Origin of the sequence: Qipengyuania intermedia (assembly GCF_019711615.1) — a bacterium.
Classification (GTDB): Bacteria; Pseudomonadota; Alphaproteobacteria; order Sphingomonadales; family Sphingomonadaceae; genus Qipengyuania; species Qipengyuania intermedia.
Map to the genome: position 1 here is coordinate 62,517 of NZ_JAIGNS010000003.1, position 24,359 is coordinate 86,875.

The 24,359-nt window shown below is 62.4% G+C and carries 21 protein-coding genes; 12 read left to right on the top strand and 9 right to left on the bottom strand.

Translation table 11 applies throughout. The annotated features are described in order from the left end of the window. Nucleotides 1-165 precede the first annotated feature (165 nt). From pyrG to tpiA, 3 genes are all read right to left on the bottom strand, one after another. Entirely contained in the window at nucleotides 166-1,800 is a 1,635-nt protein-coding gene (gene pyrG, locus K3179_RS12150; RefSeq protein WP_221565755.1) for a CTP synthase, read from the bottom strand. A 101-nt stretch (nucleotides 1,801-1,901) separates the two neighbouring features. Continuing rightward, nucleotides 1,902-2,261 carry a preprotein translocase subunit SecG gene (secG, locus tag K3179_RS12155; protein WP_221565757.1) on the bottom strand — a complete coding sequence of 120 codons (360 nt, stop codon included), beginning with the start codon at nucleotides 2,259-2,261 and terminating at the stop codon, nucleotides 1,902-1,904. 77 nt (nucleotides 2,262-2,338) lie between these two features. Next, nucleotides 2,339-3,100 carry a triose-phosphate isomerase gene (tpiA, locus tag K3179_RS12160; protein WP_221565759.1) on the bottom strand — a complete coding sequence of 254 codons (762 nt, stop codon included), beginning with the start codon at nucleotides 3,098-3,100 and terminating at the stop codon, nucleotides 2,339-2,341. 213 nt (nucleotides 3,101-3,313) lie between these two features. Here tpiA and K3179_RS12165 point away from each other — a divergent pair, with 213 nt between their 5' ends. The 9 genes from K3179_RS12165 to lexA all read left to right on the top strand — a co-directional run bounded on the left by K3179_RS12165 (nucleotide 3,314) and on the right by lexA (nucleotide 12,337). Next, entirely contained in the window at nucleotides 3,314-5,251 is a 1,938-nt protein-coding gene (locus K3179_RS12165) for a peptidyl-prolyl cis-trans isomerase (protein ID WP_221565761.1), read from the top strand. Nucleotides 5,252-5,259: 8 nt separating this feature from the next. Then, complete coding sequence (trpE, locus tag K3179_RS12170; protein ID WP_221565763.1) at nucleotides 5,260-6,774, top strand: anthranilate synthase component I; 1,515 nt, start codon at nucleotides 5,260-5,262, stop codon at nucleotides 6,772-6,774. After that, a complete protein-coding gene (locus K3179_RS12175) occupies nucleotides 6,771-7,622 on the top strand; it encodes a phosphodiester glycosidase family protein (RefSeq protein WP_221565765.1) in 852 nt (283 codons plus the stop codon). The genes trpE and K3179_RS12175 overlap by 4 nt, the downstream gene beginning before the upstream one ends. Then, entirely contained in the window at nucleotides 7,612-8,574 is a 963-nt protein-coding gene (gene pip, locus K3179_RS12180) for a prolyl aminopeptidase (protein WP_221565767.1), read from the top strand. The genes K3179_RS12175 and pip overlap by 11 nt, the downstream gene beginning before the upstream one ends. Before the next feature lie 59 nt (nucleotides 8,575-8,633). Beyond that, complete coding sequence (locus K3179_RS12185; protein ID WP_221565768.1) at nucleotides 8,634-9,248, top strand: anthranilate synthase component II; 615 nt, start codon at nucleotides 8,634-8,636, stop codon at nucleotides 9,246-9,248. Continuing rightward, on the top strand, nucleotides 9,245-10,237 hold the full coding sequence (gene trpD / locus K3179_RS12190; protein WP_221565769.1) for an anthranilate phosphoribosyltransferase: 993 nt from the start codon (nucleotides 9,245-9,247) through the stop codon (nucleotides 10,235-10,237). Before K3179_RS12185 ends, trpD begins: the two co-directional genes overlap by 4 nt. Then, nucleotides 10,234-11,037, top strand: a complete 804-nt coding sequence (gene trpC / locus K3179_RS12195; protein WP_221565770.1) for an indole-3-glycerol phosphate synthase TrpC — start codon at nucleotides 10,234-10,236, stop codon at nucleotides 11,035-11,037. The genes trpD and trpC overlap by 4 nt, the downstream gene beginning before the upstream one ends. Further along, nucleotides 11,034-11,507, top strand: a complete 474-nt coding sequence (gene moaC, locus K3179_RS12200; protein WP_221565771.1) for a cyclic pyranopterin monophosphate synthase MoaC — start codon at nucleotides 11,034-11,036, stop codon at nucleotides 11,505-11,507. The genes trpC and moaC overlap by 4 nt, the downstream gene beginning before the upstream one ends. 125 nt (nucleotides 11,508-11,632) lie before the next feature. After that, the gene (lexA, locus tag K3179_RS12205) at nucleotides 11,633-12,337 is read left to right on the top strand and encodes a transcriptional repressor LexA (RefSeq protein ID WP_221565772.1); all 705 of its coding nucleotides are present in this window, start codon (nucleotides 11,633-11,635) and stop codon (nucleotides 12,335-12,337) included. 63 nt (nucleotides 12,338-12,400) lie between these two features. Here the strand turns inward: lexA and K3179_RS12210 are convergent, their stop codons facing one another. After that, nucleotides 12,401-14,584, bottom strand: a complete 2,184-nt coding sequence (locus K3179_RS12210) for a ComEC/Rec2 family competence protein (RefSeq protein ID WP_221565773.1) — start codon at nucleotides 14,582-14,584, stop codon at nucleotides 12,401-12,403. A 28-nt stretch (nucleotides 14,585-14,612) separates the two neighbouring features. Here K3179_RS12210 and gltX point away from each other — a divergent pair, with 28 nt between their 5' ends. After that, nucleotides 14,613-16,067 carry a glutamate--tRNA ligase gene (gene gltX / locus K3179_RS12215; RefSeq protein WP_221565774.1) on the top strand — a complete coding sequence of 485 codons (1,455 nt, stop codon included), beginning with the start codon at nucleotides 14,613-14,615 and terminating at the stop codon, nucleotides 16,065-16,067. Between the two features lie 10 nt (nucleotides 16,068-16,077). After that, nucleotides 16,078-17,364, top strand: coding sequence for a citrate synthase (locus K3179_RS12220; RefSeq protein ID WP_221565775.1), 1,287 nt, complete (start codon nucleotides 16,078-16,080; stop codon nucleotides 17,362-17,364). A 51-nt stretch (nucleotides 17,365-17,415) separates the two neighbouring features. Here K3179_RS12220 and K3179_RS12225 read toward each other — a convergent pair whose 3' ends face one another. The 4 genes from K3179_RS12225 to K3179_RS12240 all read right to left on the bottom strand — a co-directional run bounded on the left by K3179_RS12225 (nucleotide 17,416) and on the right by K3179_RS12240 (nucleotide 21,360). Next, on the bottom strand, nucleotides 17,416-18,840 hold the full coding sequence (locus K3179_RS12225) for a sensor histidine kinase (protein WP_221565776.1): 1,425 nt from the start codon (nucleotides 18,838-18,840) through the stop codon (nucleotides 17,416-17,418). Then, nucleotides 18,837-19,793 (bottom strand): hypothetical protein, encoded by a 957-nt coding sequence (locus K3179_RS12230; protein ID WP_221565778.1) that lies wholly within the window; start codon nucleotides 19,791-19,793, stop codon nucleotides 18,837-18,839. The genes K3179_RS12225 and K3179_RS12230 overlap by 4 nt, the downstream gene beginning before the upstream one ends. 41 nt (nucleotides 19,794-19,834) lie before the next feature. Then, nucleotides 19,835-21,013, bottom strand: a complete 1,179-nt coding sequence (locus tag K3179_RS12235; protein WP_221565780.1) for a hypothetical protein — start codon at nucleotides 21,011-21,013, stop codon at nucleotides 19,835-19,837. A gap of 80 nt (nucleotides 21,014-21,093) precedes the next feature. After that, nucleotides 21,094-21,360, bottom strand: coding sequence for an Hpt domain-containing protein (locus tag K3179_RS12240; protein ID WP_345722923.1), 267 nt, complete (start codon nucleotides 21,358-21,360; stop codon nucleotides 21,094-21,096). A gap of 105 nt (nucleotides 21,361-21,465) precedes the next feature. Here K3179_RS12240 and K3179_RS12245 point away from each other — a divergent pair, with 105 nt between their 5' ends. Then, on the top strand, nucleotides 21,466-24,075 hold the full coding sequence (locus tag K3179_RS12245; RefSeq protein WP_221565784.1) for a coiled-coil domain-containing protein: 2,610 nt from the start codon (nucleotides 21,466-21,468) through the stop codon (nucleotides 24,073-24,075). A 6-nt stretch (nucleotides 24,076-24,081) separates the two neighbouring features. On the opposite strand, the gene K3179_RS12250 is transcribed toward K3179_RS12245, so the two are convergent. Further along, complete coding sequence (locus K3179_RS12250) at nucleotides 24,082-24,357, bottom strand: DUF1467 family protein (protein ID WP_221565786.1); 276 nt, start codon at nucleotides 24,355-24,357, stop codon at nucleotides 24,082-24,084. Nucleotides 24,358-24,359 lie beyond the last annotated feature (2 nt).

A 24,359-nucleotide genomic window follows, 5' to 3' on the forward strand; every position in this document is an offset into this window, starting at 1 on the left:
AGGGTCTGCGACCGCTGTGCAGTTAGATGTCTGCATCAAATGCAACAAAAGATAAAGGCCCCCTTTTTCCGGAAAAGGGGGCCTTTGTCGCGTTGGTACAAATTGGAAAAACACGCCATGTGAGAAAACAAGTGTTTACGTTCACACGAGGTTTGAAAAAAATTTTTAGACGAGGCGTTCCTGGGTCAGCGCCGCGCCGATAAATCCGGCAAAAAGCGGATGCGGATCAAAGGGTTTGGACTTCAGTTCGGGATGGAACTGGACGCCGACGAACCAAGGATGATCGGGCCGCTCGACGATTTCGGGAAGCAATCCGTCCGGCGACATGCCCGAGAAAATCAGCCCCTGCTTTTCGAGTGGCTCGATATAGGCGCCGTTGACTTCGTAGCGATGGCGGTGCCGCTCGGAAATCTCGCTCTTCCCGCCATAGATTGCGGAGACATGGCTGTTCGCGGCAAGCTTTGCATCATAGGCCCCAAGGCGCATTGTCCCGCCGAGGTCCCCGCCCGCTTCGCGTTTCTCGAGGCCTTCCTGCGTCATCCATTCGGTAATGATGCCGACAACCGGCTCTTCTGTACTACCGAACTCGGTCGAGCTGGCCTTTTCGAAACCTGCCGAGCGCGCACCTTCGATGCACGCCATCTGCATACCTAGGCAGATCCCAAGGAAAGGGACCTTGCGTTCGCGGGCGAAGCGTACGGCTGCAATCTTGCCTTCGCTGCCGCGTTCACCAAAGCCGCCGGGCACGAGGATACCATGCATCGGCTCAAGCTGGGCCGCGATATCGCTGTCGCCCTGTTCGAAGACTTCGGCGTCGATCCACTTGATGTTGACCTTGACGCGGTGCGCCATGCCGCCGTGAACGAGTGCCTCGTTGAGGGATTTGTAGGCGTCCTGAAGACCGACATACTTGCCGACCACGCCGATGGTGACCTCGCCTTCCGGATTGGAGTGGCGATCCACCACATCGTACCAGCGGGACAGGTCGGGTTCGGGCGCATCGGTGATGCCGAAGCCGCGCAGGACTTCGGTGTCGAGACCTTCTCCGTGATACTGCAGCGGGACCGAATAGATCGACGGGGCATCGAGAGCGGGGATGACTGCTTCCTTGCGCACGTTGCAGAAGTTCGCAATTTTCTGGCGTTCCCCGTCGGGGATCGGATGTTCCGCGCGGCACAGCAGCACGTCGGGCTTGATGCCGAGGCTGGCGAGTTCACGGACCGAGTGCTGGGTCGGCTTCGTCTTAAGCTCGCCCGCGGCCGCAATATAGGGCACCAGCGTCACATGGACGCTGAGCGACTGCATGGGCTCCAGCTCGTTACGAAGCTGGCGGATAGCCTCCATGAATGGAAGGCTTTCGATATCGCCGACAGTGCCGCCAATTTCGCACAGGATGAAATCGTGGTCGTCCTGGCCTGCGAGCGCGAATTCCTTGATCGCATCGGTCACATGCGGGACCACCTGGACCGTCGCGCCGAGGTAATCGCCGCGCCGCTCCTTGGCGATGATCTGCTGGTACACCCGGCCAGAGGTGATGTTGTCGCCCTGGTGGGCGGATACGCCGGTGAAGCGTTCGTAGTGACCGAGATCGAGATCGGTCTCCGCCCCGTCGTCCGTCACATAGACTTCGCCATGCTGATACGGGCTCATCGTGCCCGGATCGACATTGAGATAGGGATCGAATTTGCGGATGCGGACCTTGTACCCGCGCGCCTGGAGAAGCGCTGCGAGGCTCGCAGCCATGAGACCTTTGCCGAGCGAGGAGACCACGCCGCCGGTGATGAAAATATACCGCGCCATGGGAGTTGGGCCTTAAGCGTGGGGAGTGAGTCGGCGCAAGGATAAAGACGCGCAGAAATGCGCGCCGTCCACAGACGCCAGCGAAACAGGTTGGTTTTGGCTTAGTCTGCCAGCGGGTCGACCGGCTCTGCAGGTGCAGCATCCGGTGCAGGCGCGGCGCCCGGTCCGCCGAGCGGATCGACCGGCTCTGCCGGTGCCACGGTGCGATCGAGGGTCGATTCCACGCCGTCCACGCCCACGCCTTCGACAGCCATGGCAGCCAGTGCAATGGAAAGCACGACGAAGGCTACCGCCAGCCACTTGGTCGAGCGGGTAAGGAAGTCCGCCGCACCGCGCGCACTGAGCATGCCCGACGGGCTGCCGCCGATACCCAATCCGCCGCCTTCGCTGCGCTGCATGAGGATTACGCCAACGAGCGCTGCCGCGACGATCGCCTGAACGACGGTGAGGAAGAGGAACATGGGTATCTATCTCGATCGATTTGAAATTGACGCGCAGCATCTAGGCGTGCGCGGGTAAAACGGCAAGGTTTGGAAAGTCAGGCGTCCTCTGCCTCGGAAGCCGCGACCACGATGCCGAGGAAGCTTTCCGCCGAGAGGCTGGCACCGCCGACCAAGGCACCACCTACTTCGGGCGTCGCCAGGATTTCGCGGGCGTTGTCGGGATTGACCGACCCGCCGTAAAGAATGCGGACTTCGGCCGACTGCTCTGCGCCATAGGTTTCATCGAGCAGCGTGCGGATCGCCGCATGCATGGAAGCGATATCCTCGATGGTCGCAGTACGACCGGTGCCGATCGCCCAGATGGGCTCGTATGCCACGGTCACGCGTTCGGCGGCATCTTCGATCTTGGGAAGGCTGGCGCGCAACTGGCCGAGCACGAATTCCTCGGCCTTGCCCGAATCGCGAAGCTCCAGGCTTTCGCCGCAGCACAGGATAATGCGAAGGCCCGCTTCTAGAGCGCTTTCGATCTTCGCATTGATCAACTCGTTCGATTCGCCGTGGGCACCGCGACGTTCGCTATGGCCGAGGATCACGAACTTCGCGCCTGCATCGGCCAGCATTGTGGCGGAGATGTCACCGGTATGCGCCCCTTCCGCGCCCGGGTGGCAGTCCTGCGCGCCAACGCCGATCTGTTCGGCCTCGCGGTGGACGGCATGGATAAGAGTGTAAGGCGGGGCAACGGCCACTTCCGCCTTCATATAACGCTGGGCAGCACGGTCGATCGCGCGCGCTTCGCTGAGCATCGCGCGCGTCCCGTTCATTTTCCAATTACCAACAATATAGGGCCGTTCGGCCATGAAGATTTCCTGTCACATGATCGGATCTGGCTGGCGCTATATAGAGAGCGCGTGCGCAATCGCCAGACCGGGCTTGTAATTGCGTCAAAAGCGGACAGCACCTGTTGCGGGGAGGTCGCATGGCGGATAAAGCGCCGTGCTCGAAACGGTATCGCTTCGTACCCCAGCGGGTGCGGCGCGCTCCAAAGCATCGAAGAGGCATTCCCGCAAGTCATGCTCACTTTTTTCCGGAATTTCTTTAAGACGAAGGTCGGCCTCGCCATTGCCCTCGCCTTTCTCGGCCTGATCGGCTTCGCATTCGCCAGCATGGATGTCTCCAGCACCGGCGCGTTCGGCGGTGTTGCTGGCGGAGACCGCGTCGCCGTGGTCGGCGATGAAAAGATCTCCACCTCTGCACTCAACGACGCCACCGGCGAGGCGCTGCGCCGCGTGCGGCAGGAAAATCCCGATGCCACCATCCAGACCCTGCTGGCCGGCGACGGTCTCGATAATGTGCTCGACGGCCTGATCGACCGCTTCGTGCTTATCGCCTGGGGTGAAGAAAACGGCCTGCGTGCAGGTCGCAACCTCGTGAACAGCGAGATCGGACAAATCCCGGGCGCGCGTGGGCCGAGCGGCGATTTCGACGAGAGCGCTTACCAGGCGTTCCTCAATGCCCAGAGCCTGACCGATTCCCAATTGCGCCAGCAGGTTCGCACTTCGCTCTTCTTCCGCCAGTCGATCATCCCGGCAACATACGGGACCATCGTGCCGGATTCGATTGCAGAAACCTATGCGCGCACCTTCAAAGAACGCCGCCGCGGTTCGGTCGCAGTCATCCCGGCAACCGCATTCGCACCGACCGGAAACCCGACCGATGCCCAGCTCACGGACTTCTACTCCAAAAACAGCCAGCGCTTCGTTCGTCCCGAGCGCCGGAGCCTCCGCTATGCCAGCTTCGGAGCAGATGCGCTTGGCGACACGATCGAACCGACCGATGCCCAGATCCAGGAATACTACCGTGAGAATGCGGCAGACTACGCAGCCCGCGAGACGCGCAGTTTCACCCAGTTGATCGTGGCGACGCGCCAGGGCGCCGAAGCGATTGCCGAGCGTGTGCGCGGCGGCCAGAGCTTTGCGGCAGCAGCGAATGCTGCCGGATTCCGCACCGCGCAGCTGGAAGACCAAGAGCGCGATACCGTTCGCGAACAGGCGAGCGCTGCCGTTGCAGATGCCTATTTCTCCGCTTCCGAAGGCGGCCTCACAGCCCCTGCGCGCAGCCCGCTCGGCTGGCATATCGCCCGCGTTGACGACGTCACACAGGAAGCTGCCAAGAGCCTCGCAAGTGTGCGGGGTGAGATTGCCGACGTCCTGCGCGAACGCAATCGCCAGCGCGGGATCGCCGAGTTGGCCACGACCATCGAAGACCGGCTTGCAGACGGCGCGTCGCTGACGGCCGTTGCCGAGGAACTGAATCTCGAAATCCAGTCGACGCAGCCTCTTACTGCATCAGGTTTCGTCTACGGAACGCAGCAGCGCGCACCCGAGGCACTGCAGCCTGCCCTCGATTTCGCTTTCCAGATCGAGGAAGGCGAGCCTGAAATTGCTGCCCTGCCCGATGGAGAAAACTTCATCGTCTACGAAGTTGCGACAATCACGCCGTCGGCCACTGCTCCGCTCGCCGAAATCCGCGAGAATGTTATCGCCGAATGGCGCCGCGTCCGTGGCAATGAAGGCGCCCGCGCCGCTGCCGATCGCGTCCTGAAGCGCGTCGAAGGCGGTGCTACGCTTGCAGCAGCACTCGCAGAAGAAGACGTCTCGCTACCCAGTCCCGACAGCCTCAACATAACCCGCGAGGAAGTTGCGCAGATGCGCGATGCAAATGTGCCTGCACCCGTGGCGCTGTTCTTCTCTATGGCGGAAGGCACTTCCAAGAAGCTGGAAGGAAGCCAGGACCAGGGTTGGTACATCGTTTCGCTGGACGACATTTCGCTGGGCGAACTGGAAGAGAACGACCCGCTGATCAACCAGGCGAAGACGCAGATTTCGCAGGGCTGGTCTGCCGAGCTTTCGGAACAGATGATCACTGCCATGCGCGCCGAAGTCGGTGTCGAACGCAATCCCGATGCAATTGCGGCGGTACGCCGTCAGTTGCTCGGCGAATCGAACTGAGGCCGCTCTTGGCGAACAATCTCGAGGGAACCGAGCGGGCGAGGGTAGAACTCGAAGCCGGTCGCCCTTCCCTCGTTTGGCGCAAGGTCGTTGCCGACACCGTGACCCCGGTAGGTGCTGCGCTCAACCTCATGGAGGACGGGCGCGGCGACTTCCTGCTGGAATCGGTCGAAGGCGGAGAGGTTCGGGGGCGCTACAGCCTCCTTGGCCTCGACCCGGACCTCGTCTTCCGCGCCGAGGGAGACAATGCCGCAATCAACCGTGAATGGAAGCGGGACCGTGACCGGTTCGAAACGTGCGCAGCACTGACGCTGGACGCGCTTCGTGCGCTGTTGGCCGAGTGCCGCTTCGAGGTTCCCCAGGAGCTGCCGCCTGCGCTTGCCTGCCTGGTCGGCTATTTCGGTTACGAGACTATCGGTCTCGTCGAGAAACTCCCGCAGCCAAAGCCCGCGCCTATAGAAGTGCCGGACATGCTGTTCGTCCGACCGACGCTGATCCTCGTCTTCGACAATCTGTCCGACCAGCTGTTCTGCGTCGCGCCCTTGTGGGCAGATGCAGACCGGCCCGACGGACTGATCTCCCGCGCTGCGGAGAGAATCGACACTGCCTTGTCACGTTTGGGCGCAGCTGTCGTTCCTGGCCGTGAGGACACATCTGCCCTCCCCGAAATCCAGCCCCAACCCACGATGGCGGCTGAGGATTACGAAGCAATGGTGGTTCGGGCCAAGGAATACATCGCAGCAGGCGATATCTTCCAGGTAGTGCTGTCCCAGCGCTTTACCGCGCCCTTCCCGCTGCCCCCGATCGCGCTATACCGCTCGCTACGGCGCGTGAACCCGTCTCCCTTCCTCTATTTCCTCGACATGCCGGGGTTCGCGATCGTGGGTTCCAGTCCGGAAATACTCGTTCGCGTACGCGACGACGAGGTGACGATCCGCCCGATCGCCGGAACGCGGCCACGAGGCGCGACGTCCGCACTCGATCGGGAGGCCGAAGCCTCGCTGCTTGCCGATCCCAAAGAGCTGGCAGAACACCTGATGTTGCTCGATCTCGGCCGCAATGATGTCGGCCGGGTGGCAGAGCGCGGGTCGGTCACGGTTACCGACAGCTACACGGTCGAACGCTACAGCCACGTCATGCATATCGTCAGCAATGTCACCGGCAAGCTCGACAGCAGGTTCGACGCATTAGACGCCATGTTTGCAGGCTTCCCCGCCGGAACGGTCAGCGGCGCGCCCAAGGTGCGCGCCTGCGAAATCATTGCGGAACTCGAACCCGCCAAACGCGGGGCCTATGCCGGCGGCGTAGGTTATTTTGCGCCCGACGGGACGCTCGACAGTTGCATCGTGCTGAGAACGGCCGTGATCCAGAACGGCACCATGCACGTTCAGGCGGGCGCGGGAATCGTCGCAGACAGCGATCCCAGCTATGAGCAACGAGAATGCGAAGCGAAGGCAGGTGCGCTATTTGCAGCCGCACGCGATGCCATCCGCCTCGCCAAGGAACCCGGTTACGGTCAATGAAATACCTTCTGGTCGCACTCCCAGCCCTGATCCTCTCCTCCTGCGAGCCTCCGCCTGCAGGAGAGCCTGTGACGCGCACGCGCATCGACGGGCAGCCCGGCGCATCTCCGGCCGCGACGGCATCCCCTGACGAAGCGCCCTCCGTCGCGTCGGAAGTCGAAAGCGCATGCCGTTCGATCATCTTCGAAGACACTTCTCTCACCCATTGCCTTGCGGTCCCATCGCGCCATCGGATCGCCATGACGTTGGGTCCCGATGGCGGAGAACCTTATCGCAGCCTGACGAGTTTCTCGCGTGCCCGTGGCGAAGAAAGTCTGGCATTCGCGATGAATGCGGGAATGTTCGGCGATGACGGGAGGCCGATCGGATACTTTGTAGTCAATTCGCAGCGCTTGAAGGAACTCAATACGGCAGACGGGGAAGGTAACTTCCATATGAAGCCGAACGGGGTTTTCTACGGTTCGGGAGACAAGTGGGAAATCCGTACCACCGAAGACTTCCTCGCCAATGTGTCCGACCGTCCGGAATTCGGGACGCAGTCCGGCCCAATGCTGGTCATCGACGGCAAGATCCATCCGGAAATCACGCAAAACGGTCCGTCGCGTTACGTCCGTAACGGCGTCGGCATCGACGAGCGGGGGCGCGCCCATTTCGTGATTTCAAACGCCCCGCTGTCGTTCGGTAAGCTGGCTCGCTTCTTCAAGGACGAGTTGAACGCTACCAACGCGCTGTTCCTGGACGGAAACGTGTCGGCCCTGTGGAACCCCGCGACGGATCGGCTCGATACCGGCGCGCCGATCGGCCCGATCGTTGTGGTCGAAAGAAAGGACACCTCCGATGACGAATGATCTGCGGACGCTCTATCCCGAGATCGAGCCGTACGAAACAGGAATGCTCGACGTAGGCGAAGGCCATTCGCTCTATTACGAGCGCGTCGGCACCCCGGGAGCGAAGGCCGCAGTCTTCCTGCACGGTGGCCCTGGCGGCGGCATGAGCCCCGATCACCGGCGGCAGTGGGACCCGGAACTCTATGACGTCCTGCTGTTCGACCAGCGCGGCTGCGGAAAGTCCCTTCCATTCGCCGAGATCGAGAACAACGACACCTGGCGGATCGTGGAGGACATCGAACGCCTGCGTGAAATGTGCGGCCACGAGAAATGGCAGGCATTCGGCGGGAGCTGGGGTTCGACCCTCGCGCTCGCCTATGCCCAGAAATATCCGGAACGGGTCAGCGAACTGGTGTTGCGCGGGGTGTTTCTTGCCCGTGCCCAGGAAAAGCGCTGGCTCTACAGCTATGGCGCGAGCGAGATCATGGCCGAGGCCTGGGACGACTTCGTCTCGATCATTCCAGAAAACGAGCGTGAGGACCTGGTCCAGGCTTATCACGCTCGCCTCACGAGCCCCGACGAAAAAACAAGGCTGACGGCGGCGAAGGCATGGTCGATCTGGGAAGGCCAGGTGGCGACTCTGTTGCCCAATCCGGATTTGCTGGAAAGCTTTGCCGACGCGTCGAAGGCGCTGCCTTTTGCCCGCATTTGTGCTCGCTATTTCCTCAACGACTTCTATCTCGAAGAAGCGCAGCTGCTTCGCGACGTCGGCAAGATTGCCGGTATCCCGGGCATCATCGTGCAGGGTCGTCACGACATCTGCACCCCGCCGACCAGCGCGTGGGAGCTGAAGAAGGCGTGGCCCGAAGCGAAACTGCACATCGTCCACGACGCCGGCCACAGCGCCAGCGAGCCGGGGATCGTCGACGGGCTGGTACGCGCAACAGATGAACTCGCAGGCAAGCAGGCCTGACGCCGCGCGACGCAAAGCTTGCTTGAAACCCGCCGCCCGCCAAGCCATTGACGAGCCGAATGACCGAAAACCGATCCATCCTCGTCGTCGACAATTACGACAGCTTCACCTTCAACCTCGTCCATTATCTGATGGAGCTCGGGGCCGAAGTCGAAGTTGTTCGCAATGATGCGATCACCGCTGCGCAGGCGATGGAGCGCGAGGCTGCCGGGTTCCTGATCTCGCCCGGCCCGTGCACACCGAACGAGGCAGGCGTGAGCCTCGATCTCGTGGCTGCCGCAGCAGATGCGGGAAGACCGCTCCTCGGTGTGTGCCTCGGCCATCAGGCCATCGGACAGCATTTCGGCGGCCAAGTCGTTCGCGGCGGCTTGATGCACGGCAAGACCAGCCCGGTAACGCACGATGCGACAGGTGTGTTCGAAGGCCTTCCGTCGCCCTTTCTCGCGACCCGTTATCACTCGCTCGTGGTCGAGGATATTCCCGACGTGTTGCTCGCCAATGCGCATAGCGAAACACCGGGCCTCGACGGGATCAGTGTCATGGGTTTCCGCCACCGTGACCTGCCCATTCACGGCGTGCAGTTCCACCCGGAAAGCATCGCGACCGAGCATGGCCACGCCCTCCTCGCAAACTTCCTCCAGATCTGCGGAATTCCCGCGAAGGTGCCGGCATGAAAAACCTCCCATCCGCAGACACCCATCTCGATGCGGCCCAGTCCGAAGAAGTCTTCGGCTGGATTCTCGATGGCGAAACCAGCGACGAGGAAATCGCCCGCTTCCTTGTCGACATGTCCGCTCGCAGCGAGACAGCCGAAGAAATCGCCGGCGCAGCACGAGCCTTGCGTGCCCGCCTGATCCCAATCGATGCGCCTGAAGGCACTGTCGACTGCTGCGGCACCGGCGGTGACGGCCACCACACGCTGAATGTCTCGACGGCGGTCAGCCTGGTGGTCGCCTCCTGCGGCGTTCCGGTCGCCAAGCATGGCAATCGTGCGGCCAGCTCCAAGTCCGGCGCAGCCGATACGCTGGAGGCGCTTGGTCTCGACATGGATGCGGTCGGTCGCACGGCAGAAAAAACGCTCGAGAAACTCGGCATCTGCTTCCTCTTTGCGAAGAACCACCATCCCGCCATGGGCCGGATCCAGCCCATCCGCCAGAAACTGGGCGTACGCACTATCTTCAACCTGATGGGACCGCTGTCCAATCCGGCCGGAGTAAAGCGCCAGCTTATCGGCATTGCCCGCCCTGCCTACGTCCCGATTTACGCGCGCGCCAAGGCCACCCTCGGCACCGAACGCAGCTTCATCGTTTCGGGGGACGAAGGCCTGGACGAACTCTCGCTCGCCGGCGGTAACGAGCTGGCCGATGTGCGCGACCACGATTTCGAGATGCGCCGCGTGGTCGCCGTGCAGGCCAATCTGGCCCATGCCCCGGTCGAAGCTATCCGCGGCGGCGACCCGCTGCATAATGCGAAGGCGCTGGAAGCGTTGCTGTTCGGGACTCCCGGAGCTTATCGCGACGCGGTCCTCTTCAATGCCGCAGCAACCTTGATCGTGGCGGGCAAATCGGCCGACTGGACCGAAGCTGCAGAAATGGCGGCAGAGGCCATCGACAGCGGCCGCGCCCGCAAGCTGCTGACGGACTGGATCGAGCTCGCACAATGAACAAGCTCGACGAAATTTGCGCCACCAAGCGCGAAGAGGTCGCAACGCGCCGGAAGGCCGCCACGCTCGATCAGCTGGACAGTCGCAGTGCAGAACAGACCCCTCCGCGCGGGTTCATCGAGGCACTTGAGAAGGCGCAGTACTCCGGCTTCGGACTGATCGCGGAAATCAAGAAAGCATCGCCCTCCAAGGGCCTGATCCGCGCCGATTTTTCACCGGCAGACCATGCTCGTGCATACGCCGCCGGCGGAGCCAGTTGCTTGTCGGTGCTGACCGACGCCCCCTATTTCCAGGGCCACGAGGATTACCTGGTAGAGGCGCGTGCAGCCTGCGATCTCCCCGTGCTGCGGAAAGACTTCATGGTGGATCCATGGCAGGTTGCCGAGGCACGCGCGCTAGGAGCGGACGCGATCCTCATCATCGTTGCCGCGCTGGAAGACGGCGCGATGGCGGAAATCGAGGCTGCGGCGCTGGAGCGCGGCATGGATGTCCTCGTCGAAGTGCATGACGAGGAAGAGCTTGCTCGAGCAAGCAAGCTGCGCTCACGCCTGCTTGGCGTCAACAATCGCAACCTCAAGACGTTCGAGACCGACCTTGCCACCACCGAAAGGCTGGCAGCGCTGGCTCCGGACGAAGCCCTGCTGGTCGGAGAGAGCGGCATCTTTACGCATGAAGACTGCCTCCGCCTCGCGCGGTCTGGCGTGAAGAGTTTTCTCGTAGGTGAAAGCCTGATGAGACAGCCCGATGTCGAATTCGCAACGCGGCGCCTCCTGCATGGCGAAAGAACAGCCGAGGCATGAGCAAGCTGACGCATCTCGACGAAGACGGCGCGGCTCATATGGTCGATGTTTCTAAAAAGCAGGTAACGCAGCGATCAGCGACTGCAGAAGGCCGCATCCTCATGATCCCCGAAGTGCTCGCGGCGATAACGCAAGGCGATCTTCCGAAGGGTGACGCGATTGCCACGGCTCGCATCGCAGGGATCATGGCCGCGAAGAAGACCGGGGACCTGATCCCACTCTGCCACCCGCTGGGCATCGAGGCAGTCAGCATCGACTTTCATCCCGAGGACAAGGCAATCCGCGTCGTCGCGACGGCTTCGCTCAGCGACAAGACCGGCGTGGAAATGGAAGCGCTCACGGCGGTCAGCGTGGCGCTGCTGACCCTATACGATATGGGCAAGGCGCTCGATAAGGGCATGCGGATCGAAGGTATCCGTCTCGTCGCGAAGACCGGAGGCAAATCCGGGGACTGGCACGCGAAGGACTGAAACGGGAACGCCTGTTCCGCCACTATCACCTCCAAAGTGGCTGAATTGCTTGACTTGCGAAAATTGGTTGCCTAATTGTTCCACATTCGTTCACAAGGTTGTGAACAGGAATATGGGAGTGACCTATGCTGACCGCAAAGCAGCATGAACTGATCCGCTTCATCCAGCAGAAACTGGAAGACACCGGTATTTCGCCTTCCTTCGAAGAGATGAAGGAAGCGCTCGACCTGAAGAGCAAATCCGGCGTTCACCGGCTGATCTCGGCGCTGGAAGAACGCGGATTTATCCGGCGCCTACCGAACCGTGCACGTGCTCTTGAAGTGATCAAGCTGCCGGAAGATGCGGTGACGGGCTCGAGCGCTCCCGCGCCTTCGCCCGCTCCTGCGGCAAACGACACTGTTCTCGCAGCACATGCGGCAAAGAGTGTGGCACCCTCCCCCGCCAATGACATTATCGAAGTGCCGCTGCACGGCCGCATTGCAGCCGGTGCGCCGATCGAGGCGATCGAAGGACAGTCGAGCATGCCGGTCCCGGCAGCCCTGCTCGGTCCGGGCGATCATTATGCGCTCGAAGTCTCGGGCGATTCGATGATCGAAGCAGGGATTTTCGACGGCGACTTCGCCCTCGTACGCAGGGTCGATTCGGCCCGAGACGGGGAAATCGTGGTCGCATTGGTCGATAACGAAGAGGCGACGCTCAAATATTTGCGCAAGGAAGGGCTCATGATCCGGCTGGATCCCGCCAATGGGGCCTACGATCCGCAAATCTATGAAGCTGGCCGGGTTCAGGTACAGGGCAAGCTGGCAGGCCTCCTGCGCCGCTATCACTGACTTCTCCCTTGGGCGATTGCAATGAACGGGGCGTCCGCTTGGGCGCCCTTTTCGTATTGGGTGTCAGTCTTTAGTGGGCTGCCACCATCCATGTTCACCTTGCGAGGAAGCTACCGAACGCACCCGCTCTTCTTCCAAGTAGAGTGCGACGCCCCCGTTTCGCTCAAGATAGCGTCGGTCGATTTTCAGCCAGCGCGGCATGCAGCTTCGCGGCAGCCAGCGGTCTGCCACAACGATATCCGAAAGCTCGCAAGCAGCGGCTAGCTGCCGCTCGTCGATGCGTTGTTTGTTCAGCGCGGCAAGGACAACCCAGTCCCTGCTCCCGCCTGTGAGCTGGATCGTACAGAAATCCGCACTGCAATTGGCGCCCTCGTAGGATTGGATGCGCAGCGGCTCTATCTCGCTCCCCGCCAGCTCGACGATATTCGTCCGGGCGTAGGATCCCGGCGCCCCTCGCAAGACGAAGAGGTGGCCCCGCTCATCGACAAGGCCAAGATTGCCGCCATCGCGCGTCACCAGCATGTCCGGCACCGGCGACAAAGCGAGCGCCATCGCACCCAAGGCTGCCGGAACCAGGCCCCACAGCCTTGTCTTCCCGCGCCACAGCGCGAGCCACAGGCCCCCTGCAACGAACAGGGCTATTATGCCCAGCCCCATGTGAGGGACCAGTTTCACTGCCCCGGGTTGGGAGGCAGTGAAATGCGCCAAGCTGAGAAGGAGATCGAGCGATAGACCAACGAGCCGCCAGAAGGGCGCACCTGCCCCGAGAAGATCGAAGAGCAGGGCGATCGCGATCAGAGGCATCGACACGAATGTGACGAGTGGAATCGCGAGAACGTTCGCGAAGGCGCCATAGAGCCCCGCCCTGTGGAAATGGAATAATACCACCGGCGTCAGGGCGATTTCGATGACCAGTCCTGTCACGAAAAGCATGAGCGTGCGCCGCGCCAGCCATCTCGCCCGGCTCTCTTCCCGCGGTGCCAGGAATGCCCTGACGGGCGCGCAATTGTGCAAGGCGATGATCGCGATCACCGCCGAAAAGCTCATCTGGAAGCTGGGACCCACCAGTGCCTCGGGCCAGGCGAACAGCACTGCAGCGGCGGCGACCGCCACCATCCGCATCGACAAGGGTTCGCGTCCAAGAGCCAGGGCACCGAGCACGAGCATCGCGCCTATACAGCTGCGAACAGTCGGTACCTCTGCCCCGGTCAGGAGGGTATAGGCGATCCCTGCCCCTGCCCCCACTCCGGCGGCCACCAGGGGCAAGCGTACCCTGAGGGCGAACCACGGCCACAAGGCAAGCAGTTTGATCGCCAGGAAGTAGGCAGCCGCTATCACTGCGCTGACGTGAAGCCCGCTGATCGAGAGCAGATGCGTCAGTCCCGCATCGCGCATGGCATCTTCATCCGCAGTCGAAATCCCGCCGCGGTCGCCGCTGGCAAAAGCTGCGGCAATCGTCCCCGGTGCTCCGTCGAGCCGGGATCGCACATGTGCCGAAAGAAACCGCTGGGCCCGTGCGATCATCGAATTTCGGCTCCCGGCCTTTTCGACGACCTCTATCTCGCCGATCAGCGAGCCGGTTGCTGCCAGGCCCTTGAACCATGCCGCGCGCGCAAAATCGTAGGCGCCGGGGAGAATAGGCGCTGACGGCGGCATAAGCCGCGCCTTCATGCGAACCCGTGCGCCCTCCTCCAGCAGCGCAAAGTCCTTTTCGGTCGGGACGTTAACCCGGACCTTGATTGGCTGACCTGCCTCGGCATCCCTTGCTGCCAAAGTCAGGCGTACCCGCCCTTCAGCCGGTTGCTCTTCGCGCTCGAGAATGCGGGCATCCAGGTTCACGACGGCAGGTCGTTCTATGGCAGGTGCGCCGACGAGTTCGGACTTGCTCCACACCACAGCCATGCCGATGGCAAAAGCGAAGGATATGACTGTCACCGCCAACCGCAAGGCCGCGCGATCGTCCCGCCCGCGCCAGACCGCGATCGCAGCCAGAGCCAACAGCATGGCGGCCCCGATAGCAGCCGACCATTGCCACTGATTGTCGAGGAGGAACCACGCCCCGATACCCGCTGCAAATGCTACCGTGATCCACGGCCCGCGATCGAATGATGACGCGGTCAGAAACCTCTCGGCGATCTCGCCCGTTCTGGACAATACAGCGCGCATGCGCCAAGGGCGCTGCACTGCAACATCGGCGATGCCGTCCGGCTCGCCAAACGGCACCTGTGGCGTCCCCTCTATCGCCATGGAAGTCTTTGAAAGGAAAGAAAAGCAGATGGCAAGCGAAACCGCGGCAGGTACCAATGCAAAGCAAGTGGTGACCCGCTTTGCCCCCTCGCCGACGGGATTCCTGCACATCGGCGGTGCGCGTACCGCCTTGTTCAACTGGCTCTTCGCCCGCCACCATGGCGGCAAGGCTCTCCTGCGGATCGAAGACACCGACAAGAAGCGCAGCACGCATGAAGCGATCGACAAGATTCTCGAAGGGCTCGACTGGCTCGGCCTCGACTATGACGAACCGCCCGTTTTCCAGTCGGATCGTGCAGAGCGCCATGCCGACGTTGCGCAAAAGCTGCTCGAAGCAGGCCACGCCTACAAATGCTTCGCCACGCCCGAAGATCTGGAAAAGATGCGTGCCGAACAGCGCGCCAACAAGCAGCCGATGCGGTACGACCGGCGCTGGCGCGATCGCGACGAGGCCGAAGCCCCCGCCGGAGCACCCTACACCGTTCGCCTGAAAGTTCCGACCGAAGGCGCAACGACAATCAAGGACGCCGTGCAGGGCGATGTCACCGTGCAGAACGCGGAAATCGACGACTACATTCTCCTGCGCGCAGACGGCACGCCGACCTATATGCTGGCAGTCGTCGTCGACGATCACGACATGGGCGTCACCCACGTTATCCGCGGAGACGATCACCTCAACAACGCCTTTCGTCAGCTGCCGATTATCCGCGCGATGGAACAGATCGAGGGCAATTGGCCCGATCCGGTCTATGCCCACGTCCCGCTGATCCATGGCTCCGATGGCGCGAAGATGTCGAAGCGCCATGGCGCGATCGGCGTCGAGGCTTATCGCGACGATGAGGGTGTCCTTCCCGAAGCCCTTTTCAATTACCTGCTGCGTCTTGGCTGGGGCCATGGAGACCGTGAGGAGATCGCGCGTGAGGAGGCAATCGAACTCTTCGACCTCGACGGTGTCGGCAAGAGCGCTGCCCGCTTCGACATCAAGAAGCTGCAGAACCTGAACGCGCATTACATCCGCGAGGCTGACGACCACCGCCTCGCCGAGCTGGTGGCACAAGAAATCGGGAAGCCGGACGCAACCGCGACCCTCGCAGAGGCCATGCCGGTGTTGAAACCACGTGCGAAGACCGTCCACGAACTCGCTGAGGGTGCCGCCTTTCTGTTCAAAAACCGGCCACTCGAAATGACCGAGAAAGCGGAAGGCCTGCTGGATGATGACGCACGAGTGCGTCTGGCCGGGCTTTCCGAGCGTTTGAAGGCGGAAAATAGCTGGACAATCGAGGCTCTCGAAGCCACTACGAAATCGTATGCCGAGGAGCTTGAACTGGGCCTCGGCAAGCTCGCGCAGCCGCTGCGCGCCGCATTAACGGGCACGACCACGTCGCCCGGAATTTTCGATGTACTGGTCCTGCTGGGCAAGGAGGAATCTCTCGCGCGGATCGACGCGCAGGCCTCCCCGGCAGGCACGGGCAAAACTGACTGAGGAGACTCGCGTGGCCGATAAACAGGCAACTCTCGATCTGGGCGGACAAAGCCAGACCTTCCCCGTACTGGAAGGCAGTGTTGGTCCGGATGTCGTCGACATCCGCAAGCTGTATGGCACCACCGGCAAGTTCACCTACGATCCCGGCTTCAAATCGACCGCCAGCTGCGAAAGCGCGCTGACCTATATTGACGGCGAAGAAGGTGTCCTGCTGCACCGCGGCTATCCGATCGGGCAGCTGGCGGAACATTCCAGTTTCATGGAAGTCAGCTACCTGCTGCTGAATGGCGAACTGCCATCGCAGGACGAGCTTGACGACTTCACCTACACCATCACGCGGCACACCATGGTCCACGACCAGCTGCGCCAGTTCTACCAGGGCTTCCGCCGCGATGCGCACCCCATGGCCATCATGTGCGGCGTTGTCGGCGCGCTGTCGGCCTTCTACCACGACAGCACGGACATCTCGGATCCCGAGCAGCGCAAGATCGCCAGCCATCGTCTCATCGCCAAGATGCCGACGATCGCTGCGATGGCTTACAAGTATGCCGTCGGTCAACCGTTCCTTCAGCCGAAAAACGACCTCAGCTACACGGGCAACTTCCTGCGCATGACCTTCGGCGTTCCGGCCGAGGAATATGAGGTTCACCCCGCGATCGAGCGCGCGATGGACCGTATCTTCATCCTCCACGCCGATCACGAGCAGAACGCGTCGACCTCGACCGTGCGCCTTGCCGGTTCGTCGGGCGCGAACCCGTTCGCCTGTATCGCTGCCGGCATTGCCTGCCTTTGGGGCCCCGCACACGGCGGCGCCAACGAGGCCGCGCTCAACATGCTGCAGGAAATCGGATCGCCCGATCGCATCCCGCATTATATCGAACGTGCGAAGGACAAGAACGACCCGTTCCGCCTGATGGGCTTCGGTCACCGCGTCTACAAGAACTACGACCCGCGTGCGACGGTCATGCAGAAGACCCTGCGCGAAGTGTTCGATGCGCTGAACGTCAACGATCCCGTCTTCGAAACCGCGCTGCAGCTCGAAGAGCTCGCGCTGAACGACGATTATTTCAAGGAAAAGAAGCTTTTCCCGAACGTGGACTTCTACTCCGGGATCATCCTCAATTCGATCGGCTTCCCGACAACGATGTTCACGGCGCTCTTCGCCCTCGCCCGCACCGTGGGCTGGGTTGCGCAGTGGAACGAGATGATTTCCGACCCCGCACAGGTCATCGGTCGTCCGCGCCAGCTTTATACCGGCCCGACCGAGCGCGATTACGTGCCCATCGGCCAGCGCTAAGCTGCACTCGACTTCGACGGATCAGGGGCGCTTCGGCGCCCCTTTTTCGTATCAGCTGTCCGCGTCGCCCTGATCGGGGACGGAGGAACCCGGCCCACCGCGTCGCTCGCTGCGCAGGTCTTCGGCAGCAGGTACCGAAAGGGTGAAGCGCGCACCCAGACCAGGCGCGCTTTCAACGGTCAGGTCGCCGTCCATCGCCCGCGCAATGCGTCGCGAGATATAAAGGCCGAGGCCTGAGCCACCGTCACCGCTACGACCGAGCCGCTCGAATTTCTCGAACACGCGGGCCTGCTGGTCTTCCTCAAGGCCATGCCCCTGGTCCGCGACAGTGATCAGCGCACGCGAACCGATCTGATCGAGTCGCAACCACACCTGGCTGTCTTCGGGCGAATAGCGGATCGCGTTGCCGACGAGGTTGAGGAGTATCTGCAGCACCCTGCGGAATTCCGCGATGGCGAGCTGGCTCTCGCCTTCGACCGGCGGCACCAGAGTGATGCCGCGTTCCTGCGCTCTTACGCCCAGAATACCGCAGGCGCGGCGCGCGACATCGGCCAGGTCGATGCGATCGGGCGCGGTGACGAAATCTTCCGATTCCACGATTTCAAGGTCCGAAAGATCGTCAACCAACGCAAGCAGGTGCTGGCCCGCACTCGCGATGTCCGCCGCATACTGGCTATATTCTTCTGCCAGCGGTCCGGCGAGCTTGGTCCGGATCGTCTCTGCGTTGGCGATGATACGATTGATCGGTTGGCGCAACACCGGCGTCAGGTCCTTGCCGAGCGACGGGGTGTCCGCCTGTTCCTCTGCGTCGTGGTCCGAAAGCGGTGTACTCGCGGCAAGATAAAGGACGAATCCTGCGCTGCCCGGCTCGCCCTTGCCCAGCGGCTCCAGATGCGCGGTCCACTGCCGTTTCGAGCCTGGTATGCGGCACTGGGCACCGTCGAGCAGCCGCCAGTGGAGCGGCTGTTCGTAATCCTTGGTCGGTAGTTCGACGAGGTCGGTCCACGGCTTCCCGATCGCTGCCAAAGAACGCGCACGGAAGTCGCCGAGGTCTGGCGCTTCCGTGTCCACGGACAGGATCGCCTGGTTGCTGTCGAGCCTTGCCGTGCATTCGGCGAGGTGGCGATTGACCTCAATCTTGCGTCGGTCGGCATCGATCTCGTTTTCCGGCGGCAGCTGTTCGCTCTGCCAGCTTTCGATGACGATCTCGCAGCCACTTTCGCCCCCATCGACAGGGGTGATCTCGGCCCAGGCTGTGATCCGGTTCTCGCCGTCGATGGCTTCGAACTGGCGCGCGAGCTTGAGCCCGTAGGAACGCGCCTTTTCGACCAGCGAAAGTAGGCCCGGAATAGCGATGGTTGAGCCAAGGCTCCCGCCGCAATCACGGTTGAGCGTGGCAAGGACGCCGCTCGCTTCCATGAGGCGGTCGGCAGCGTCGCTGCGCCCTTCTGCGACATGTCGTGTCGTCACATTCATCGACCGATCTCCGGAGCGGCATCGGACAGCATGGAGCGCGCTTCGCCCGCCGTAAGCTCTGCAAGGCCCGGCACCGGTGCTGCCTGAGGGTGGAGTTGCAGCAGGACCTCGTCCACTTGCGAGGCGGAAAGTCCGGCGGACCTAAGGCTGAGCGCAAGGCGCGTTACCTGCCTCGCATTGGTGGCCAGCACTATGAGCGTGCGGTCCTGTCCCGATTTTGCGGCGAGGACCGTCAGGAACAGGCCGACACCCGCCTTTTCGGGCAACAGCGCATCTTCATTGTCGCGCCCGATTCCGGCAGCAAGACGCGCCATAAGAGCGAGCCGTCCTGAGCCCTCGTCGAAATCGCTGCGCAGCTTTGCTTCTGCACGGGTGAGCGCGTCGGACGCTCGTCCGCCATTGTAATCCCGCCACGTCAGCAGAACGCGGTGGAACAGGTCGCCGGGCAGTTCGGACAGCGGCAATTCCATGCGGCGTTGCGCCTGCACGAACCGCGCCTGCGCGGCCAAGGCAGACATTGCCGTGCTGGCTGTGCCTGCATCCTCGCTGGCGATCAGGCCCTGCAGCGCCGGCGATAGCACCGGGTCGATGCCATATTGCGCTTCGAGCCGTTCGGTAAGCTGCCATTCCACTGCCAGTGCGTGGCAATGGGATAGCATCGCCGGGTTCGCCTGCAAGTGCATCGCCAGCGCCTCGCCGTGGCGTTCGGCGAAAGCCTCGCGTCCCGACTGACCCGTCGCCTGGGCCTGCACTCGCAGGATCTGCCAGGCGAGATCGTTTAGCATGCCGCGGAGGCGGGCAAGGATCTCGTCGCTGAAGAGCGAATGGTCCGGCGTGGAGAGCAAATGACCGAGGATTGGCTCGATCCGCGAAAGCGTCTGGTCGCCGCGGGACAGCGCGGCGCGCAGGTCGCCCTCGCTGCCATCCTTGGCCCCAGCTAAGTCCTTCGCCATAATCATTCTCCGCGCGTAGCAGTCCGTTGGTTAATTCGGGGTTAGTCCTTGCGAAAAGGTCCGAAAAACCTGGTCGCGAGGACCAGCAAAGCGATGATGGCAGCCGCTTGCGCGCCGAACCCCAGGAATGTCGCAGGTGTCAGCAGGAAACCCAGTAATATCCGATCGGCATAGGTACGCCGCCAGACGTCGCTGCCGTGGCTCTCGCCGAGCCTCAAAAGCCCCATCAAGACCACTGGCACGAATATCCGCGTAAGATCGCTTTCTTCCGATGAAGCCAGATAAATCAGAAGGATGAAGAGAATATCTAGCGAAGACTCGAGGAATTTAAGAAGCGGACTGCGCTTCGCTGCGACCTGCCCCTTTTTCGCCACGCGCTCGACGACGCGCCCGATCCGGGCAAAGAGAGCTGCGAATGTCACGAATGCCAGGCCGAATGCGGGCATGGCAAGCGCGCCTGCGGCGATCGAGAATAGGGCAAGCACCCCCGAGGCAACGACCGGTCCGTTTTCCCCGCGTCCACCTACAATGTCCCGCGCGAGCCGCGTTCCGGCGCGCTCTGCAATTGCGATGCCGGGGGCGTGGAAGGACACCGGCTCACGCTGCGCCTCGATCCAGCGCAGCTCCCTTGCAGCCAGCCCTTCCCTCGTCGCGTCGATCGTCCAGTCGTTCTCGTCGACCAGCTTGCGTTCAGCCGGAACCAGCCTTGTCCCCGATTGAAGGGCGAGCCGCATCAGCACCGAGGGCACGTCTATGTCCGGTTCCATTTCTACCAGACGTTCCACCAGGTTACCCCGCGTCAAAAGCACGCCGCTCCACGCGAACTCGGGGTCGATGCGCTCGAATCCGGCCGGGACGGCAATGTCTGCGGGAAATGCGATGACGGCAGGCTTGGTCAGCAGGCGTTCGGTAGTGGCAGCGTCGGGCAGGACGCCGGACGCGATCACCAGAATCTCGTCGGTGGCGGTCACCAGTCCCGAAAGCTTTGCCGGTTCGCGCAACGCCATGAACTTGGCGCCTGCACGTTCGGCGCGGTGCTGCAACTGGATCACCTCGCGCCCTATACCGTCGGCCATGCAGGCAACCGCTTCGCAGCCGAGCGACAAAGCGAGGTCGAGCTGGCGGTCGATTACGCGGGCGCCCGCGAAGGGCACGAAAGCCGGTCTGATCCGTCCGGGCCTGGGGTCCCGGTCGAGAGTAGACAGCAAGGCAATGCGCACGACTTAAGTTCTCCGACGACGTGAGCCGACCTTAGGAGCACTGCGCGGGAGAGAAAAGGAGCGACCTGTGCCGCCCTCCCCTATTCCCCGAAATTATCGATGAAGGCCTCGATCGAGCTAATGACCGTCGGCTCCCCAGGGGCACACCGCAGCGCGCCCTCGGCAAGTTCCATCAGCTCGTCAGCGGCAAAGCTGGCCGCGAGGCCCCGAAGCCGCTCAGCCGCCTGATACCAGTTCGCATCGCAGCGGGCGCGCTTGAGCAGGTCCAGGCGCTGTTCGACGCTGCACAGGAACGCCGCGCGCAGTTCGCCAGCGATGGCGGGATCTTCGCCCGCAGCCTTGGCCAAGGCACTGTCAAAACTGGCAGAATGGTACGCCATGGAGCCGCGAAATACGGCGAACGGAGTTAAAGAGGCTTTAAGGATACGGCAAAAGTGGTAGCCTTGCCGACTATGAGAAAGCGTTCACACATCAGTGTCGTCGAAGGCGAGCCTGCAACCGAAACGGCGCAGGAGCCGGAAGCTCTTGAACTCCAAGAGGAATTTGTCGAGACCGAGGAATGGTTCGACGAGGAGCCCGAGCCTCTCTCCCGCACCGGATGGATAGCGCCCGCCCTCGCCGCGGTGGCGACCGCTGCTTGGAGCGGTTTTTATGCTTGGGCTCACCGCGGCGAGATCCTTGCCGGCGGAACGCCCCAGCAGTGGAGCGCATGGATCACGGCCTGGGCCATCCCGGTGCTGCTCATTGTCTCGCTGCTGATGCTCGCGCGGCGCAATTCGACCGTGGAGGCGCGCCGGTTCGGCGAAGTATCGCGCTCGCTTTCCGAAGAATCCGCACGGCTCGAGGCCAAGCTTGCCGTGGTGAATCGCGAACTCAGCCTTGCCCGGGAATTCCTCGAAAGCCAGTCGCGCGAGCTTGAATTTGCAGGCCGTTCCGCAAGCGAACGCCTGTCCGAACATGCCGACCGCCTGCAGGGGCTTGTGCGCGACAATGGCGAACAGGTCGAAGCGATCGCCAGCGTCAGCACGACCGCGCTCGACAATATGACCCGCCTTCGCGACAGCCTGCCCGTCATCGCCACTTCGGCCAAGGACGTGACGAACCAGATCGGCGGAGCCGGCCGCAATGCACAGGAGCAGCTCGACAAGCTGGTCGAAGGCTTCGAACGCCTCAATGAATTCGGTGCAGCCAGCGAACGCCAGGTTGTCTCGCTTCGCGAGCGGGTCGATGAAGCGGTCGAGGCTTTCTCCGCACAGGCGGGCGATCTCGAACGCATCGCCGAAGAGCGCTTTGCCGCCCTTCGCGAAGGCAGTGATGCGGCGCGCGCCGATCTCGACAGCCGCGAAGTGGAGGCGCTTGCCGCTATCCGTACGCGTTCCGAAACGCTGCGCGGCGAATTGGCCGAGGCACAACAGACCGCCAATGCGGAAGAAGAGCTGGCACTGTCCTCGATGCGCGAACGTTTCACCGCCTTGCGGGTCGAAGCCGCGCAGGCATCGGGAGCGATCCGCAAGGGTGAAGAAGGTGCCATGGATGCCTGGAACACCCAGGTCGCCGAGATGAAGGACCGTCTTGCCAGTGCCGTAAGCGAGATCGAGAAGATGGACGCTGCCGTCATCGAAGCGGCGACCGCACGACTTAACGTACTGTTCGAACGGGCGGAATCCATCAACACCCAAATCCGCGCCAATGGCGAAGCGCTGGATCATGGCGCCGAACAGCGTCTCGCAGCCCTTGGCGAAGCCCAGGATCGCATCAGCCGCGAACTGGCCGCGAAGCTCGGCGCCATCGACGAGGCAATCGCCGAACGCCGCGAAGCTCAGCGCAACCAGATGACAGTCATCGCTGCTGAAGGTGATGCGCTGGCAGAAAAGATCGCCAACCTCGGTACGACATTCGAAACGGTTACCGAACAGGGCCGCGAAGCGAATGAAACACTCGCTGCCGCAATCGAAGCACTGAACGAGAAGCTGACCGGCAGCCGCGAGGCGCTCGATGGAACGGACGCAGCTGTCGCCTCGCTCACCGATGCTAGCGTACGCCTGCTTGAATTGATCCAGGCCAGTGCGCGCCAGAGCCGCGAGGAACTACCCGTAGCGATGGGAGCTTCGGAAGATCGCCTGGCACAGATCGAGCGACGGACCGCCGAAATCCGAACCCTGCTCGACGAGGCGCGCCAATCGGGGGATCTGCTTACGGAAGGCATGGCCGATGTAGAACGGCGGACCCGCGAAGCGATGGAGGGGTTCGAAAACTTCCAGTCCGGCTTCGGAGAAACCGCCGCAGCTCAGGTCGACAGCGTCGAGCGGCTGCGTTCCGGCGTGAACGCGCTTTCGGCAGAGAGCGAACAGTTGGCCGAACGCGTACAGGGCGAACTCCGCACGGCAATTGCTGCCCTCGAAACGAGCGCACGCGAAGCGATGACGGCAATCGAAAGCGAAGAGACGGCGCGGGTCGAAAATCTCGCCAAATCGGTCGCCGAACGCAGCGCGCAAGCAATCGACACTGCGCTTGCCGAACACACCGATACAGCCCTCGCCCGCCTCGACGAGGCGCGCAAGCGCTCCAGCGATGCCGCGCGCGAGGCGACCAAGCAGCTGCGCGACCAGCTAAAGCGCCTGAACGACCTCACAGGTAATCTTGAGGCCCGCATCGCCCATGCCCGCGAGAAAGCGACCGACAGTGTCGATAGCGATTTCTCGCGCCGTGTCGCGCTGATCACCGAAAGTCTGAATTCGAACGCGATCGATATCTCCAAAGCGCTATCGGCGGAAGTGACCGACAGTGCCTGGGCAAGCTACCTGCGCGGCGACCGCGGGATATTCACGCGCCGCGCGGTCCGGCTGATCGACAATGGCGAAGCGCGCGAGATTGCCGAACTTTATGATGAAGATCCGGACTTCCGCGAACACGCCAATCGCTACATCCACGATTTCGAGGCATTGCTGCGCAACCTGCTGTCCACGCGCGACGGCAACGCGATCAGCGTCACCTTGCTGTCAAGCGATATGGGCAAGTTGTACGTTGCGATGGCACAGGCGCTTGAACGCCTGCGCAATTAGGAAGGTCTACCGGCTGACGGTAGGCCCCCAGAAGATCAGGTCTTCCGCTTCGATCCATCCGTACGCGTAATTCAGCACGTAGAGAGCCGTGACGACGATCGAAAGAACAGTCGCGCGCACCGCGATGACCCCGGGCCGGAAATTGACCGGGGCGCTGTCGGCCTGTCCGGGCACCTTTGTCGCTCCGACTTCGTCCGGCGTCTTCACCCCGAACGGCAGCAGCACGAAGGCGCTGACGACCCAGAACAGAACGTAGATCGCAAGGATCGAGGTCCACTGCATCG